This window comes from Paenibacillus hemerocallicola (assembly GCF_006265175.1).
Classification (GTDB): domain Bacteria; phylum Bacillota; class Bacilli; order Paenibacillales; family NBRC-103111; genus Paenibacillus_AB; species Paenibacillus_AB hemerocallicola.
In genome coordinates this window covers 16,793-35,010 of record NZ_VDCQ01000014.1, presented here as the reverse complement: position 1 = coordinate 35,010, position 18,218 = coordinate 16,793, and the positions used below count along the sequence as shown (strand labels likewise).

Below are 18,218 nucleotides of genomic sequence, written 5' to 3'. Positions count from 1 at the left end.
TTCCATGCGGGACAATCGAAATGTCAAAAAGAAAAACCATCCAAAACTTACGCCGGACGGTTCCTTGTGCGCATATGTTTACTTTCTGTTGACCCGATTGAATCGAATCGTGCCCTATAACAATTTGTGGAGCGGCAGTCGAACGTCTGCTAGATGCACTCTCAAGCGAAAAAAGGAAGAACAACATTCCAATGAAAACCGTGAATGAACAAAAACTTGGATTTGTCCCTATATCCAGTGAGATAAGGTTTGAAAAGCTAGCATATTGAAGCGTCCATCTACTCCAGTCATTAATCTTCTTTGATCACAAATTACTTCTGACTAGCCAGGTAGTCAGCGAGTTGATCGAACATACCTTCGAGGCCTTGTTGAAGCATTGGCGCCATGCCCTCGTATGACGCTTGCTCCTCAGCGGATGCGTTCAGAGGGCCGCCTTTGAGAGTCAGGGTAGTTTTCCCTTCGTTTTCTTCGAGCGTGATGATATTCATAATTTCAAGAGGCCAATCCGCGTTAAAAGATGCTCGGATCGTATTGCCTTTCTCATCAGAAAAGGATTGGATAAAAACCACTTTCTCGGGTGCGATTACCTCTTGATATGCAAATTTCCCCCACATGACGTGACTCCCGTCAGGAGACGTCTGACATCCTAAAAACATACCGCCTGGTCGAGCCTCCATTTTGGTGACCTCGAGGGAGAAACCCTTGGGCCCCCACCATTTCGCAAAATGATCGGACTCCGTCCATACTTTAAAAACGAGTTCACGAGGAGCATCGAATACGCGTGTGATTGCCATTTTAAACGGTTGATACGGAATGTTGTTCATGAATATCCTCCTTGTTTTGAAGGGGTGTTCACACCCCGAAAGTGATTTGTGAATGTTCTGGTCTGGCGATCCTTAGCTGCTACAGCGTGCTTGAAGCTTGAATCACCAGATTTGCCAGTAGCTCGTAATCAGGCGTATCCCCTTCTCGAATCTTAAGCCATTTTCGCTCGACGGGCCCCTCGAATCCTCTAGGGAATGCAAGACCGGTTGCGTTCATGATCATAAATGCAATGGCATCTTTCGATGGCGAAATAACAGCTGCATAATGTCCATGCTTTAGAAAATGGGGTTTTTTGTACTGTATGCGTTCTTCGACTTCTGGAATGGATTGATGCACCATCTGGCGCAGCCGGTTACTGACCTCGATTTGCCACGGCTGATTAAGATTTTCGATAAATGCCGATACTTCCTCGTTCCTCATCCTTTTACAGCTCCTTTTCTATAGTTAGAGACCTGACGAAAATTTTCACGTTCTCTTGTATGAATTGTTCTAGCCCGATCCCCGGATAGTTCCCCCCGGCTTCCAAATCGTTAATAAATGCGCCGTATTGAGCCATCATGAAAGTGAAAGCCTGCATGGTGGGGTTCGAACAAGTTATTTCTCCTTTCTCGCTCATCGTAATGAAATAATCTGTCAAAAACGTCAGCAGTTGTCGAGGATGCTGAAGTCGACGTTCTTTAAAGCCGGGGATATGGACCTCATCCTTTATGGCGATCTGAATAAGCTTTCGGTCGCGGTTCATGATGTCATGATATTTTCTGCTAATGGCTAGTAGGTCAGTTTCTACCTCCCACACAAGCTGTTCGTTGAAGAGCATTCGCATCTCTTCGGCATATTGAAATCGTTCAAGGGCGGATTCGAGCAAATTTTGCTTGCTTCCGAAATGTCGAAAAAGCGTCTTTTCGCTTAAGTCGGCGGCTAAGGCGATTTCTTGCGTCGTGACACCGTGGTATCCTTTCTCCGAGATCAGGTCAATCGCAGCCCGTAATAATTTCTCCGCACTTCCTTGCTTAGTTGGACGCATGATCAGCTCCCTTTCTATAAAATGCACGATATGTCTGTCAGTGGTGACTGACATTATCTTAATCCAAAATTATCCTACAGTCAAGAGGCTTACTCGATAAAATAACGCTGCTACAGGTCTATAGCTTTATATTCTAAGTCTAATACTGTATTTTCCATTCTAATTTCATGGGACAACCATCCAGATTATCTCGTTTGGAGAAGATTCACTTGCGATAACTGCCCGTCCCTCAACGTAGCCGCCGATCCATGCCGGTAGCTTCGTATTCTGGTTGGTAAACTATAGTATCCGTTTAGTTCAGCAAGTCAGCGAGTTTAACTGCCAAATCCCATGCCGATTTGAAATCCGACACACTGTCATATCTATTCTCTCTATTAGGATTTACAGCCCTTATCGCCACCTCATAGAGTTCCCTTCCTGCTTCCCAGTGTTCAAATGAGCGGTCACGCTCTCCTCCGAGTAGAGCAAACGCTGTTGCTCCCATGGTAAAAACGTTTGTGCAACCATCTATCTCAGCACCTAGAGAAAATTCTTCAGGAGACATAAATCTGGAGGAGCCCCATAGTCTCCCCATTGAATTGCAATAGGGTCTTCTTTGATAAAGATCAATATCGCATATTTTTGTCTCATTTTTGGAGAAATCGTGCAACAGACTCCCATCATAAAAATCAATGGCTACAAAGCCTTTTTCCTCAACAAATTCATGAAAGGTATAAATGTGATCCAACGAGATTAATCTTTGTGTCACTGATAAGTGTTTAAATCTATAAAATGGGGAATTAGGATCAGTGTACTTCGCTGGGGGCGGAAAAGACCAATGCGGGTGAAGAGATTCACCGTCAAACCATTCAAAAACAGCTGCGTAGCCAGAGCCGACTTCATAATGATCAATTAGTTTAATTAGCGAGGGATGACTTAACTCTTTATATAGAGACATAGCATTTTTCAAATTATTTATTGCGTCTTGGGGGGTACCCGAAAATGCTGCGCTTTTGGCACCAGCGTATTTGACGAAAATTTTTCCGCTATTTTTCTCAATACCAAAGCTTATATTGCCCGAATCCTGCTGGGCAAACGCTTCAAATACACGCCCCAAATTCGCAAGCCAACCAAAATCATGTTCTTCTTGTAACTGAAACTTAACATCGTCAATTTTAATATCGATCGTACCTTTCATTTACTTCCTCCTCGAAATGATAGTCACCTTCCTGAACATAGCTGTTTCATCTACTTTTTAGGAAGCAGAAACTTCGTTAGTGTTGTAAGGGAGAGAGGGTGCCGATCGGCTGCGTACGTTGTTTTCTGTAATTAGTTGCTCTCTAGTTTGTTAAAACTACTTGATTGATATCATAAAAAACCGTTTTGCCTTTAAGCAAAGATTTACAAAGTTCAATCAGACTCGGTATATGTTCACGTATCCACATATGCTTTTCTTTTCTACTTACCAGAAATGCGTAGTATTCGCATATATTCAAAAACATCAAGTCCTCTAACTGTGCGATGTCTATTTTTCCGGAAATAATAGTAGTGTAGCCGGAAAGCAGATCATCCCGTCATTCATTTTTAGTAAATAGGGCACCCATAGCGACATCGCTTGCGTAATATCCAAACCCCGATAATCCAAAGTCAATGAATGAAATTCCCCTTGATGTGCGGATTAAGTTGCTATAGTGAATGTCGGCATGGATGAATCCCCAGGTCTCGAAACTTTTGCTCAACCCTTTCATGCGATCGGTTACCAATGAAAATGCATTTTCAAGAGGTTTAAAGTCCTCGGTGGTGATAATACCCATTGTTTCGCCTGATCGTAATTTGCTCAACATGTTATTTACCCACTCTATCCCATGTTCGGGTCTTATAAAACTTGAACCATGTTTAAACCCCCGCGAAAACTGATGCAAATATGCAATATGCTTCCCCAAGGTCCTAACCATTTCCTCACTGGTGAAATCTTTCTTGGACATGGTTTCCCCGAAAATCCATTTCAAGACGGAACAGTGCACTTCTTCGCATTCCATGACAACGCTTGTTACTAGTTCACCGTTTAGATTCGGAACAGGGATTTGAACAGGCAAATCGGAATGAGACGACCAGGCTAACAAATATTGTAGTTCCGATTGAATCCCCTCACGCATGTTTTGTACACCCTGCATGTTTTTTGTTATTGGTTTATGCATTCGCAACAAGTAAGTACTTTCAGATCCCTTTTCTGTTATCTTGTAAGTAATGTTTTCATTATGACGAATAAATTCCACAATAGGGTCGATAAAAGAATAGTTCAGTATAACTTCCTTAAAGCACTTCGTATAATCCATGGATTGGAATGTCACTCCTTAGCATAGTAAACTATCCTCTCGTTTGTAGATCAAACCATCTAGGAATCTTCGCCCCAATTCAGTTCTAAGTGGAAATATTGTACAACTTGGCGCTTTTCGATACTAGGTAAAATTTGAATTACACTTAATTATACTGCCCGTTATTTCAGTATACCGCCGATCGCCGGCAGCCTTCTGGATCACCTATTGTGCTCTCTTAATCCCCGTTCCGAAGGCGGAGTCTTCCACAAGTTGTAAATCACATCGGCCGTTGACGACTGGCTTGCTCCCTCCAAATTATCCGCTGAATAACTGCGACTCAATGTCAGAAAAGAAAAAAATCCCACCCCCGAGACTGTAGTCTCAGGGATGGGATCGGATTCCTCGCGGTACCACCCGGCGAATGCGTATACTCTAGCTCTGTAACAGGAGCTCGTGTCACAGCCATCCCCGCCGAAGAGGTTCCGCGGTGCGGCTTAGAGGCTTTTTTCCATACAGAACGCTTTACTCCTTCTCAGCTACCGGAGCTCTCTGTGAAGGAATTCGCAATACTTATATGTTCATCTTGCTTCTTTTTACTTTTCAATTTGATGTTCGCCAACACCATATAAAGGGACGGCACGACGAACAACGTCAGAATCGTCGAGAAAATCATCCCGAAGATAATCGTCATTGCGAGCGGACGGAACAAAATGTCCCCAATCGTCGCGATCGGAATCATACCCACGATCGCTGTGAGCGATGTCAGCACGATCGGACGGAAGCGAGCGGACGCTGCCTGCATGACGGCCTCCTTCAGCTCCATCCCGTGGCGGCGTGCCTCCTCAATAAACTCGATAAGAACGATACCATTCCGCACGACGACACCCGCAAGGGATATGATGCCCATAATGCTCATGAAACCGATCGGCATACCCGTCAAGAAAATGCCAAGGATCCCTCCCGCCGCAGCCAGGTACACGGTCGTCATGATCAGCAGCGGCAACGAGAGCGAGTAAAACTGCATCGTCATGAGGAGAACAATGAGGAACGCAACGACGGCCGAAAGCTTGCCGAGACTCGCGAATATATCCGCTTGCTCGGACGTTTCTCCGCCAATACTCCATTCGTATCCGTCCGGGAACGTTATGTCCGAGAGCTTCTTCTGCACCTCAGCCATCACTTCGGTCGCTGTCCGGCCAGACACGTCGGCGGTAACCGTTACAGTACGCTCGAGGTTATACCGATTGATCTGCGGTATCGAGAACCCCGGAATCATCGTCGTCAGTTGCGACAAAGGGATTTGGCGCCCTTGGGTATTCGTTACCTGCACTTGCTGATACAAAAGATTCGGCTCGGCTTCGTTCTTTGACAAATATAAATTTATGTCAATGAGCTCTCGTCCGGTGTCGAATTGGCTCACGGTTAATCCTTGACCGACCAGCAGCAGTGTCCGTGTCAAATCGTTATAACTGACCATGTAGCGATCCATCGCTTCCTGATTCGGCTGAAAAGTCAGGTTGTACCGTTCAATACCCATGTCGTCCAGCACGTTCACGGTGCCTTGGACGCTGGCGACGGCAACCTTCACTTCGTCAGCCATCGATTGAAGCTCATCCAAACTCTCGCCGGTCAAACGGATCGATACCGGAGAACCGACTGGAATACCTAGCTGCGGGACACGAATACTAAGATTCGCCCCCGGGTAAGCTGCGTTTAGATGCGATTGCCATGCTCCTACCGTCGTCTCACGGTCGAATTTGCCTGTTACCCCTACAATCTGGAGCTGTGCGGTCGTCGGGCTGGCCGGTGGAGCTCCGGAAGCGATGTCGCTAAACAACGTCGGGGCGCCGCCGCCGGCCGCATACGTCACCCGCTCCGTTTCCGGCTGTGCCAAGACCCAATCGGCGATTTCGCGTACGACCCGATTGGTCTCGATAATGGATGTGCCGGCCGGCATTTGTATGTTGATCGTAGCTTCCGGTCGTTCCGAATCCGGGAACAGCTCAATGGGCGTAAAAAGCGCAAGCGAGTACGCCGCAGTGCCGATTAGCAGACCGGCAAGCCCGGTAAAGAGCGGCCGCTCCAGTACCTTCGCCATCCACCGCCCCGAATAGATGTTCGTTACCGTTTGGAATTGCTTACCCAAGAAGCCGGAAGGTTTATGCTTAAACTGCCCCGCTTTCTGACGCTTTCCATCGTACCAGCCGCGGAAAATCGGAATGATCGTGAGCGACATGACCATGGAAGCCAGCATGGTTAGCGAAACGACGGTTGGAATCGGCTTGATGAACGCGCCGATGTCGCCCTGCAAAAACAAAAGCGGTGCGAACGCGGCAATCGTCGCAAGAGTGGCTGTAAGAATCGAGATGGACACTTCTTTCGTTCCGTTGACAGCTGCAACGGATGGGCTTTCGCCAAGGGCCGACATTCGTCGCTCGATGTTGTCATTGACCACGACGGCGTCGTCGACCAGAAGTCCGAGTACAATAATGAGGCCAACAATGGAAATTTGATTTAAGGTAATGCCGAGAGCCGGCAAAAAGATGAACCCGAGTCCGATGGAGAACGGAATCGCAAGCGCGACAGTCGCCGAAGTAAGCAAATTAAGCCCGAGCGTACAGATCAGGATAACCGCCGCAATTGCGATCAGCAGCTCCTTGGTGAGCTCGGCAAATAGCTCGTTGACCCGATCGTTCTGAGCGAACAGCGACTCCAGCTTCAACTGTCCGGGCAGGCTGGGAGCCAGCTTGTTCATTTTCTCGTTCACGAGCCGATTCATGGCGGGAACGTCACTGCCCGTCTCGCTGCTAAGGCTGATCGTTATGGCCGGTTTTCCGTTGTAGTACGCAAAGTAGGCCGTTTTCTTATACGTTAATGTTGCACTCCCGATATCTCGTAAATACACCGGCGTACCGGTTTGCGTTTGCGTGACGACGACCCGGTTCAAGATTTCGGCCTCTTGCGCCTCCGGCACCGTCAGCAGATACTCGCGACTCCCGAAATCGAGACTGCCCGTCGGGACGCGATCGTTATAGTTTTGCAGCGTGTTCAGCACTTGCTCCCAAGGGATGCCGAGCTGCTGGAGCTTCTGCGCATCCACCTCGACTCTGACTTCCCGCTCCGGCAGCCCCTGAATGTCGACGCCCGCGACACCGGGTACGGTGCGGAGTTGATCCTTCCACGTTACCATCAGATCGATCAAAACATAGAGATCCTCTACGCGATCGGCTGTAATCGCGAACTGCTCGATGAACGATTTTGCGAGATCGTCATTGACGACCGGTGCTTCCGCGTCTTTGGGCAAGTCCGCTTGGGCGTCTTGCACCTTTTTGCGCAGCTCATCCCACTTCTTTGCAGCATCCGCATCGTCGTCCGTCAGTACCAGGATAGAGGAATACCCGTTATGCGAAGTAGAGGTGATCGTTTTGATGCCTTGAATTTCCTTGATCTTCTGTTCGATGACCTTCGTAACCGTCTGCTCGACCTTCTCCGGAGTCGCTCCGGGATAAATCGTCGTCACGAGCGCCTGCTTGATGACGACGTCCGGCATCTCTTGGCGCGGCAGCTGCGAAAATCCGAAGAAGCCGACGATCAGCGCCATTAAGAGGAAGAGCAGCGTAATTTTCCGTTTCTTGATGACGTAATCGATCACTTGGCACGCTCCTCTGACGTCGCGATCGAATCACCATCAAACAATTTATATGCCCCCTTAGTGACAATTTGATCTCCTGGCGAAAGACCGGATGTCAAATGAAGTCGATTGTTGGTAAGCTCTCCGAGCGTGACGTTCGTCTTCAATGCTTTGCCGTCGACCTTCTTAAAGACGTAGGGTTTACTGCCAGTACTGACGACCGCCTCTATAGGGACGAGAATACCTGCTTCTCCCGTCGACGTTCGTGCAGCCTTCACGACCTGTCCCGGCAACCAATCCGCATTCGGATTCGGCACGAGGACCTCAACGTTCACAGATCCGGAGCTCGAGTTCGTCGTAGGGTACACGTTCTTGACTGCCCCGGTCCGGGACTCTCCGTACAGCGTAAGCGCCACCTCTTGCCCGACACTCCATTTGCGGATTTCTTGATCCGGTACGGGCAGCACGACTTTCAACTGCGTAATGTCTCCGATCCGATATGCGGGCTGTCCTCCGCCCGTCAGCTGCCACGCCGAGACGATCTTCTCCAGTACGACGCCCTCGATCGGCGAGGCGAGAGAAGACTTCTCGACGGCCAGCTGCGCTTGATCCCGCACTACGAGTGCTTCCCGGTGGGCCGCTCTGGCTTGCTCGAGTCCCGCCCGTGCCTGCGCCAGCGTCGCTTCAGCGGACGTGACGCCCGACGACGACTGATTGCTCTGCGCCTTCGCGTTGAGATAGTTTGTCTCGGCTTGTTTAAATGCCAGACGTGCGTTGTTCAAATCCGACTCCGACGCGCTCCCGGCCTCGAACCTCGACTCTGCCTTATTTAAATCGTAGGCGGCCATTCGAAAGGCTTCCTGAGTAAGCGCCTCTCCGTTTTTACTCAATACGTCTCTCGATTGTTGCGCCGTCTCTACGCCTACCGCCGCCGCCGCGACGGAAGCCTCCGCCTGACGGACCGACGCTTCGGCTTGCCCGATCGCGGCTTCCGCCCGATTGAGCTGAAACTTGTAATTCGATGCATCCAGCGACGCAAGCACATCCCCCGCCTTGACGACGTCGCCCGCCTGAACGAGCGTCTCGGTTACCCGGCCATCCACTTCGAACGAGACGACGGCTTCCTTCATCGATTGCAGGGTGCCCGCCAGCCCATACCGATCCAGCACAGGCTCCATCTGCACCGTGATCACCTCGACCGCCTGCGGGATGTCGGTGATGATTTCCGCATCCCTTGCTTGAATCGAGCAAGCGCTCGAAAGTGTCGCCACGAGCCCCCAGGTCAGCAAAGAAAGCGAAATTCTCTTCCTGCGATTTCCGATCATTCGTTTCTCTACCTCTCTCTATAATCTTTTAGTACTGAATGATTGCACATTCAAACTTAATTATAATGTAACGGTACCGGCTTCGTAATGCCTAGATGGTACTGGATCATGATTTCACGAAATAGACAAAAATCGTTGCGGATTGCGCACATGAAAAAACCTCCCGTAGGAGGTTTCTTCTTGAATTTAATTGAAACGATTCGATGCTTGATCGCCATCGGCAAACTTCCCTATAGGATTCTTTTCCAGCATCTCGCCTCGAAGGATATTGATGGTTTGCGGTGCATCTATGGCCAGGCGCAGATGTCCTTCTTCACTTTTTACCACCTTCACTATAATATTCCCATTGATGACGACGTATTCTCCCGGCTTTCTTCCTACTACCAGCATATGGCCCGCCCCTTTGACTTCATTCATCAGGATATAACGATACCATGCCGACACTAAACAAAACCTTTACAGAAAAAAACGCCGCGGTTCCGGAAAACCTTGTTAATCCAAGGTTTTCCGGAACCGCGGCGTTTTTTGCATTATTTGTAAACTGATATTTTAAATCGAACTCAGCAATTTCTTGACAACCTCACCCGGTTCGGCTCCGAATTCCGCGCGAAGCACTCTTCTCAGCGCATCATATTGTTTCATTGCGCCAGTGCGGTCATTCATCTGTACGTAGAGGCGAATCAGCTTTGTATGGATGTCTTCGTTCCACGGCGTACATGCGATCGCCTTCTTCAATACTTTCACGGCGGAGGTAAAGCTCTGCTTGCTGATGTAATAGTTATGCAACTGGAGCAAAATGTTCACGTATTCATTCTCCAGGCTGCTCCGGATTTGCTCGGCCCAGAGGTAATCGTTTCCCTTCAAGTATTCGCCTTTGTAAGACCTGGCAGCTTCTTCATAGAAGGCACTGTTACTATCGGTAACAGGAACGTCGTCGTTGGACAGTCTGACAAGCTCGAAATAATCGCAATCGATTCGACTCGCGTCAATCTTGTAAAATCCTCTCGAATGTTGAAGAATCCCTTCGATGTTTTTGCTCTTCAAATTTTTTCTGAGATAATGAACCGTGATGTTCAGATTCGCCGCAGCTTTGTCGGCATCAAGGTCTCTCCATAGAGTATCCATGATCCGGTGCCTGTCGACGGCCTCTCCCCGATGATGGACTAGATAAGCCATAAGCTCCTCGGCTTTGGAGGTTCGCCACTGTATCTCATTGCCATCCTCGGGTCCGGCCAATACCCGGAAACGGCCGAAGCAATGAACGCGGATTTTGCCCGGAGAGAGCTCCCCGGACGGCTGGCTGCCGTTCAATGCTTGAAGCAGTTGCTTGATATAGGCCGGAGAAATGGCGGTGCCGCCGGATTTGCGAGCTCTCTGAAGCTTCTTTAAGGCGGAGGTAAGAAGCTCCGTCATCAAAGAGCCTTCATCGACAAAGCTGCGGATGAAACCTTGCGGCTCCGCCAAGCCCAAAGCGCTCTCCAGCCGAACGAGCGCCTTCTCCGTTTGGCCGATGCGGTGCAGCGCGACACTTTGCAAAACCAACACTTTGATGCGATCCCGCAGCCGGTCCTCCTTGCTCAACAACACATACAACCGTTCCAATAGCGACAACGCTTCCTCTGCACGCCCGCAAGCCTGGAGTATTCTGGCCAAAGCCAGATGCTCCGCCACACGGTTAAGCGCTGCTTCATCCGTAGAGGACATTCCGCATCGATTCAGCCATTCCATCCCATATGGAACGAAGCCTTGCCGGAGTAGCAAGCAAGCTTGTTCCGCTTCGATATCGCGCATATGCAAATCATAATCGGGAGAATCGATCTGCAATTTCAACTGCTCCAGCAGTTCGGCGGCTCTGGCCGGGTTTCCGAGCGTTTGCTGAATTTGCGAAGCGATAGCGTAAATTAGCACCAGACTCCGCGTATTGTGCGGCATGTCATGGGGGCGCAGCACCTGATTAATCCAATATTCGGATTCTTCCAGTCGATTCCATTCATACAGCAGCTTGCTGTAAGAAGCATAGAGCGTGCCGACAAACGGATGCGCTTTGTTTTGATTCCACTTTTGTATCCATTTCGACAAAAATGCCGCAGAAGCATGATAATCGTTAATAAATGCCAAAGGATCGTGGAATTGCTCGAAGCCTTGATAGTTGTTGTTCCCTACCAGCTGAAAGAAACTGCCTTCCGGCAAATATCGCTCTACCAGCTCGAAGTATTTCGATACGCCTTCCAAATCTTTTTGAAAATAACTGGAGGCCGCGCATAAAAAGTAAATATTGCCCAACACCTCGTTTAACTCCGCCTCGTCCATTTTCCCTTGCAGCGCTTCATAGCGGAGTTTCGCTTGCTCTATTTTTTTGCAGCTTGTTTCCCCGTGTCCGATTCCGAGCAATACGAGCAAATAAAACATTTCGACCATAGGCCTCTTCGAAATGAAGCTTTCCGGCACTTGCAAAATCCATCTGCTTAGTGCAGCCATCTTCTTATGCAAAAAAGCATGAAGATTGCCCTCGATCAGCCGAACGACATCGTCATACTGTTTGCCCTCTAAATAATGCTCGGCCGCTTCTTCCTGAAAACCATGCCGCTCCAGCCAGTGCGCCGCCTTAGTATGCGCCTGCGCCCATTTGTCCGGACCGCTGTTCGCTAACGTCTGCTTCAAAAATTCGGACAGCAAGTGATGATAACGATACCAATAGTGTTCATCATCCAACGGGAAGATAAACAAATTGAGCTGCTCCAGCCTGGACAATTGCTCCTGACAGTTGGCTTGGCCCGTTACAGCCTCGCATAGGGAGCGATTCAGCCGCGTCAAAATGGACGTTTCCAGCATAAAATCGCGCAGCGGCTCGTCCAGGTGCCGGAACACTTCTTCCAGCAAATAGCGGGCTATATGATGCTGCCTGCCGCCAAATTGCCGAATCGACTCCGCCATATTCGGGCTTTTCTTCAGCGAGATCGCAGCCAGCTGCAATCCGCTGACCCACCCCTCCGTCTGGCGGATTAACTCTGTTGCCTGTTCTTTCGTTAGCGGAACATCCGTCCTTGCTTGAAAAAAGGCAAGCCCTTCATCCGGTTCGAAGCGCAAATCCTCCATCAATATTCGCTGCATGTCACCGTTAGCCAGAAGTCTTGCGGTCGGAAAAGCCGGCTCGGTACGACTTGCAATATACAGATGAATATGGGGAGGCATATGCTCCAGCAAATAACTCAATGAATCGTGTATCGCAGGCATGTCGATGAAATGAAAGTCATCGAGAATAAGGGCCAGCGCGTCGGACAATAGATTCAGCTCGTTCAAGAGCGCCTTGATCGCCGGATCCGACGGCACATACGAGGACGCCTGGCCTTTCTCGAGATAGGACTCGACCGGCTCGCCGAAGCCGGGAACCTGTTCCCTGATCGAAGCGGCTACGCAGCTCCAGAATGGAATCCAATCGTTATCCTGCTTATCCAACGAAACCCACGCCACCAGGCCGCTGTATTGCCGAGCCCATTGGCTTAACGTTGTCGTCTTCCCATACCCGGCCTGCGCGGAAATCAAACATAATTTCGCTTGCAGCCCTTCGTCAAGCTTTTGCAACAACCTGGGTCGCTGTACCAAGGAGTTTCGCACTTGAGGGATATGCAGCTTGGTGCTGACAATCAATGGACCCGCCTCCCGCTACCGCAGTTGTTCGTCTATATCGTAATAGTACAACACGACGAGGGGAGAGGGAAATTGTATTTAAAATAGCCGCGACTCCTGAAGTCTAGCCCTTACGCCGAGGTCGTGCCCACAGCTACTTGCCTGTTTTGGCCAATTCCTCTTCGATCGCTTTGTTGATCGTTTCCTCCGCATTGCGCAGCGCCGTATTGACGTCCTTCTGGCCTTGAATGACGGCATCGAACTCCTTGCTGAGCATATTCGCTCCATTGGTGGCCAGCTCGGACGCCTGCGGACTCGGCGCGACTTTGTTATGGAAGACGGCGCTTGTGTTTTTGCCCTTCAGCAGCTCCAGATCGGCGCCGAACGCTTTGGCGATCGCTTCGTTTTGCAGACTTGTCGTCTTGCCGGCCTTGCTGTTGGCCAGCTCGACCTCGTCGGACAAAACGTGCAGCAGCACCTGGAACGCCTGTTCTTTCGACTTGCTGGTATTGGAAATGAACAAGGCTCTCGGCTCCACCTGCAGCCCCATATTTTGCTGCGCGGACGCGACCGGAACGGAAACCATGTCCCATTCGACATCCTTCATACCCGCCCGGGTATATGCGGAAAGCGGCGAAATAACGGACGCTATGTTTTTGTCCGTATAAAAGGCCGTCAGCTCCGCCGCGCCGTCGCTCGACTTGTAGCCGGTCAGCATGCCGTTTACCTCGTAGAAGCGCTTCGCATTGTCGAATATCGTTTTCCACTGCGCCGTATGGACGGAGGCGCGGCCGGTTTTGGCGTCGATGATCGGCAGCGACTCCGCGTTGTTGGTCAGCATCGTGCGGAAAAACGTCGTGACGCCCCGGTACTGAACCCCGTCCTGGAAATTCGTCAGCTTGCGGCTCATCTCGTATGCCTCGTCCCACGTCATGCCGTTTTTCGGATAAGGAACGCCGAACTTGTCGTAAATATCTTTGTTGTAGAACATGACGTGCGGATTGGTGCTCTCCGGCAGGCCGAACAGCTTGCCGTCGCCCGATACGTCGCGGAACGTCTGTATCAGCCCCGGCTCGAACCGGTTCAGATCGACCTTGTGCTTGCGAATCAGCTCGGTCAAATCGTACTGCAAGCCGTTGGGCAGCAAATTTTTCTGCATCTCGGGCAGGGCGAACAGGAAGATGTCCGGCACGTTTTGGGTGGCGATCATATCCGGCACGGTCATGCTGCCGGGCTTGATATAGTTCAGCTTGTAGTTCGGGAACTTGGTGCGGACATACTGCTCGATTCTCGACTTGAAAATGTCCTCCGTGAACGAGGAACTGCTGGCATAAATCGTCAGCTCGGCCGATTCGTTGTAATCGACTGCAGGCGGGGCCGCTTGCCCGGAGGGCGCGGCCTGCGGTTTGCCGCCGTCGCTCTCTCCCACGCCGCATCCCGACACTATCGCCGCGACTGCGACTACAGGTGCCACAAGCTTCCCTTTCATCGTAAGCTTCATTGTCCGGAACTCCCCTTATCGTTTTGTGGAACTTACCCTTATCCTTTGCGGTATGCCTTCGGGGCAAAACCCGTATGCTGCGCGAACACTCTGGAGAAATAAAGCGGGTCCGCGTAGCCGACCTCGCCGGCGATCTCGCCGATGCTTTTGCGGCTGTCGCGAAGCAGTTCCTTTGCCTTGTCCATGCGGATTTTGATCAAATATTGCACCGGCGACCAGCCGGTATACTTTTTGAACAGCAGCGACAAATAGCTGTGCGACAACGAGACGTAATCGGCCATCGCTTTGCGGTCCAGCTTCTCGGGATACCGTTCGTTAATGTAGGCGATCACTTTGTTGACCAGCGCAAGCGCCGCTTCCTCGTCGCCTTTGGAACGGATTTGCTGGCTGAGCAGCTCGGACAGGAGGTTTTTGAAGGCCAGATTCACCTTCCATTCGTAACCGACCTTTTTGCTGTTCCAGCTGGCATGCATGTGCCGCAAAATGACGGTGGCGGCATCGGCGTGACGAAGCTTCGAGAACGGCTGGAGCGGCAGCTTGTGCCCGTCATTCCCGGCCTGCAGCGACGGGCGGTTCCACCCTTCCCAGCGGACGAGCGCGTAGTGAAACATGACCGAGTAAAAATGAAGCGGGTCTTGCCTGGAGCTTAAAAAATGAATGTCGTTGCCTGGGGACGAATAAACGACCATGCCCGGCAGCAACGCCGTTTCCTCGCTGTTGTACACAAGACGGCCGGAACCGCCGCAAACGATCGACAGTTTATGGATTTTGCAATATTCCCCGAACGCGTAATTCATTTCTTCCCAAAACGGGGTTTCCCGTTTCGTGATCAACCACACCTGGGGATGGAGCTGATTCCAAAAGTCGTACTGATGCTGCATCGTGACCCGCCTCCGCAAATAGGTTACAGCGGCTGTCTGCCGCTTGCCCTCGACTTTCGCGTCGGGTATTCCCGCGCGTCCGGCCGCCCTGCGTACATTTTACCACGACGCGAGACGGTCGCGCGTGAGACGCTGCAGCTGTACGGTTGCGTGGTGCGGCAGCTTGTATTCCGATACGCTGTTCAAGTGAAACCGTGCCTGAAACGACTCGTCCAGCACCTCGCGCCGAACAAAAGCGGTGATTCGCTCACGGACGGAAGCGTGCCGGTCGCCGATGCGCAGCAGCGCCAGCAGCGCGTACGATACATACTGGAAACGGTAATCGTCGGCGCTCACGATAAACTTGTTGCGAATCCAGCTCTCCTCCGGCTCCCGGCCGATCGGCTCCGCGACGATGCGTTCCAGCTCGGGCACCATCTCCGCATCGCCGAGCTTGCCCAGCAAATAGATGGCCGCGTGCGCCCGGAACTGGCTGTACATGTGGCTCGTGCCGGACATGAACGCGTCTCGCTCCAACACCATTTCGCGCAGCGCCGGAATCGCGCCCGCATCGCCGAGCAGTGCCAGCGCCAATGCACTGTGCTTGCGCAGATGGCCATCCTGCTTTTGCGCGCACCATTCGCGCAGCGGTCCGATCATCGAGCCGCCAAGCCGCCTTGCCGACCAGATCGCGATGCCCGGCGTCTCGGAGGCCAGCCCGCTGCGGATATCGTCGCGTTCGGACAGCCATTCGACCGTATCCGGCGCCTCTGCGGCGCAGCCGGACCGCTCCAGCAGCCCGCGCAGCTCCGCATACGGCACCTCGCTCACAGCCGTATTGTCGCGCAGAGCCAGATAGGCGGCCTTGGCGGCGATCTCGCCGCACTTCTGCATGTCCCGCTTCATCCGGACGCAGGAGGCGAGATCGTGATCGACCGCCAAGCTTCGTCCCGCCACCAGCAAATTTGTTGTTCCTTGCGGAATGAGCGCCGCCAGCGGGATCGGTACGGCGATCCGCAGGCTCCACAATCCGCCGACGACCGACCATTCCTGCTGCAGGTCGCTTTCCAGCGCCAGATCCTTGGCATGGTTGTCGAGGTTGGCATAGGCGTAAAACAGCGGTTCCTCCGTCCATTCCCCGTGGACAAACCGTTCGAAGGTAAGCGTTTGATCACCGTTTATGAGCCGTCCTTCGCGAATGCCCAGCTGCGGCGCCACTTTGAGCAGCCTGTCGCTCTCGTCGAACGTTTGCTTCAGATGCGTCGGCAAAGTCGCGGAGGCGAGCAGCGCCTCTGTCAGTTCGGCGGCGTCGGTATGATCGACATACCCCGAGTCCGTATAAAACGACTTGACTCGCCCGTTCCGAAGCAGCGACACGACATTGGAATAGGCATGGGTCGTCCCGTCGCTATCGCGGCCGAAGCGGGCCGTGCAACCGGCCATGACGGCAATCTCGGCGTCTCCGGAGCAGTCGATCACGACGCGGCAGCCCGCCTCCCGTACGCCGTCGGGACCGACCCATCTCACGCCGGCAATCGTCCCGCCTTCCATGTAGAGGCCGATCGCCGTGCATTCGTAGCGGATCGTAACGCCGGCCTGAAGCGCCGCTTCCTCCAACGCCAGCTTTTTTGCTTCGACGCCGGCCCCGTCGGTCAGGCAGCCTTCCTTCTCGAGCTGCGCCGACCGCTCATCCAACTGCTCGTACAAGCCGCCCTTGGCGCCGAAATAGTAGTGCGCTACATGGCCGTTGGTGCCTGTGCCGCCCATGCTCGTTTGCCGCTCGATGCCGAGCGTGGACAGCCCCGAACGCGCGGCCTCGATGGCGGCTACCGCTCCGGCCGTGCCCAGGCCGACTACGATCGCGTCAAACGTCCGCTCGAATCGCGGCCGGTCGACCGCGGTCGCCACGCTTTGCTTGTCGATCCATTGCAGCAGCTTCATACGCCACCCCCTTCCTTCCTTGCCGCCAGTACGCCTTCCTCCAGCGCCTCCAGCAAATTCGCATACGCGCAGGAAGGCAGCCGGGTCCAATTCGGACGGATGGCCGTCGGACCTTTCCCGGCGCGGTGCTCGAACGTATCCGCGATGGCCGCGATCGTCCACGGCTGCCAGGCCGCGGGACGAGCGAGCCATGCCGCATACAGCTTCCGTCTGGCTGTCGGCCAGTCGTCAGATGCCGCAAGCTTGAGGCTTGCGATCGCTTCGGAAGCGAATGGTCCGCGGACAAATGACAGACGTTCGTCGAACGGCTCCGGCAGCGGAACCGACGCGTCCCCTTCATGGCTCGCACGGTGCAGCAGCGCATTGATCCGCTTGTCGGCGATTACGGACTCGTCGACATCCGAATGCGGCAAGCCGCCGGACGTCGTATCGACGATTCGCCCGGCAACGAGCGTCTCAAGCCCGGATGCATGGGCCAATGTCACCTCATAGCCGTCCGGATGCGGGGCGATTCGCACAATTTGCGTCATCAGCAGCAGTTGAATCCGTTGTTCCCGAATCCAGCTGCATACGATCGGCAGTACGGCCGGAATATGCAGACGGCGATCCGCATCCAGCACTCCCCTTCGTTCCAATTCTTCCAGCAAGCGCCGGCCTGCCTCTGTCCGCGCATTGCGCGGCCACCGCTCTCCCGGACGATAGCTGCTAATAAATTCATGACCGGGCTGCGAGAACGGTTCGACGACCAGCGCCCCCGGCCCGGACTCGCTCGCAAAGCCCAGTCCGGCAAAGGTCGCGCCGACAATGAGCAGCGGGATGTGTTTCAATGGTTGTAGCCACCTTTCCAAACGATGCATCTTCAGCTCTAACTATACGGAGGGAGTCCGGAATTGAAAATGAAGAAAGCAATCGAAAACATGGAGATTCGTCTTCTTTACCGAAACTCCATATTCGCCCCTGTGATCGAATCGCGGCAAGATGCCACGACGTGTTTGCAACCCGGCAAATGGGCCGAATCGAAAAGAGTCGTCAGACGGCAGAAGAGGCGGCTATGCCGCCCTCCCGGATCGCTTCGCCTGCAAACGGCATTCGGCATGTCTGCAACCCTGCGAACCGGCAGGAGCGAACGAGCCGATAACCAGCAAAAGAGGCGCATAATCCGCCCAACTGGGCCGCTTCGCCTGCAA

General features: G+C 52.5%; 13 protein-coding genes. All 13 read right to left on the bottom strand.

What is annotated here, in order from left to right:
• Positions 1–311 precede the first annotated feature (311 nt).
• The 13 genes from FE784_RS12250 to FE784_RS40815 all read right to left on the bottom strand — a co-directional run bounded on the left by FE784_RS12250 (position 312) and on the right by FE784_RS40815 (position 17,858).
• The gene (locus tag FE784_RS12250; RefSeq protein WP_139602486.1) at positions 312–824 is read right to left on the bottom strand and encodes an SRPBCC family protein; all 513 of its coding nucleotides are present in this window, start codon (positions 822–824) and stop codon (positions 312–314) included.
• 79 nt (positions 825–903) lie between these two features.
• A complete protein-coding gene (locus FE784_RS12245; protein ID WP_139602485.1) occupies positions 904–1,245 on the bottom strand; it encodes a DUF1801 domain-containing protein in 342 nt (113 codons plus the stop codon).
• A 4-nt stretch (positions 1,246–1,249) separates the two neighbouring features.
• Entirely contained in the window at positions 1,250–1,849 is a 600-nt protein-coding gene (locus FE784_RS12240; RefSeq protein ID WP_139602484.1) for a TetR/AcrR family transcriptional regulator, read from the bottom strand.
• Between the two features lie 292 nt (positions 1,850–2,141).
• Positions 2,142–3,026 (bottom strand): protein kinase family protein, encoded by an 885-nt coding sequence (locus tag FE784_RS12235; RefSeq protein WP_139602483.1) that lies wholly within the window; start codon positions 3,024–3,026, stop codon positions 2,142–2,144.
• A 376-nt stretch (positions 3,027–3,402) separates the two neighbouring features.
• The gene (locus FE784_RS12230) at positions 3,403–4,164 is read right to left on the bottom strand and encodes a phosphotransferase enzyme family protein (protein ID WP_139602482.1); all 762 of its coding nucleotides are present in this window, start codon (positions 4,162–4,164) and stop codon (positions 3,403–3,405) included.
• Positions 4,165–4,678: 514 nt separating this feature from the next.
• Positions 4,679–7,798, bottom strand: coding sequence for an efflux RND transporter permease subunit (locus FE784_RS12225; protein ID WP_139602481.1), 3,120 nt, complete (start codon positions 7,796–7,798; stop codon positions 4,679–4,681).
• On the bottom strand, positions 7,795–9,102 hold the full coding sequence (locus FE784_RS12220; RefSeq protein ID WP_139602480.1) for an efflux RND transporter periplasmic adaptor subunit: 1,308 nt from the start codon (positions 9,100–9,102) through the stop codon (positions 7,795–7,797). Before FE784_RS12220 ends, FE784_RS12225 begins: the two co-directional genes overlap by 4 nt.
• A gap of 186 nt (positions 9,103–9,288) precedes the next feature.
• A complete protein-coding gene (locus FE784_RS12215; protein ID WP_139602479.1) occupies positions 9,289–9,492 on the bottom strand; it encodes a carbon storage regulator in 204 nt (67 codons plus the stop codon).
• 159 nt (positions 9,493–9,651) lie between these two features.
• Positions 9,652–12,750, bottom strand: coding sequence for an AfsR/SARP family transcriptional regulator (locus tag FE784_RS12210; RefSeq protein ID WP_139602478.1), 3,099 nt, complete (start codon positions 12,748–12,750; stop codon positions 9,652–9,654).
• A 133-nt stretch (positions 12,751–12,883) separates the two neighbouring features.
• Complete coding sequence (locus FE784_RS12205) at positions 12,884–14,230, bottom strand: ABC transporter substrate-binding protein (RefSeq protein ID WP_139602477.1); 1,347 nt, start codon at positions 14,228–14,230, stop codon at positions 12,884–12,886.
• Between the two features lie 38 nt (positions 14,231–14,268).
• Positions 14,269–15,111: an AraC family transcriptional regulator gene (locus FE784_RS12200; protein WP_139602476.1), complete on the bottom strand. Its 843-nt coding sequence runs from the start codon at positions 15,109–15,111 to the stop codon at positions 14,269–14,271.
• Between the two features lie 99 nt (positions 15,112–15,210).
• Positions 15,211–17,031, bottom strand: coding sequence for an FAD-dependent oxidoreductase (locus FE784_RS12195; RefSeq protein WP_176706148.1), 1,821 nt, complete (start codon positions 17,029–17,031; stop codon positions 15,211–15,213).
• Entirely contained in the window at positions 17,028–17,858 is an 831-nt protein-coding gene (locus FE784_RS40815; protein ID WP_176706147.1) for a hypothetical protein, read from the bottom strand. Before FE784_RS40815 ends, FE784_RS12195 begins: the two co-directional genes overlap by 4 nt.
• Between the last annotated feature and the right edge of the window lie 360 nt (positions 17,859–18,218).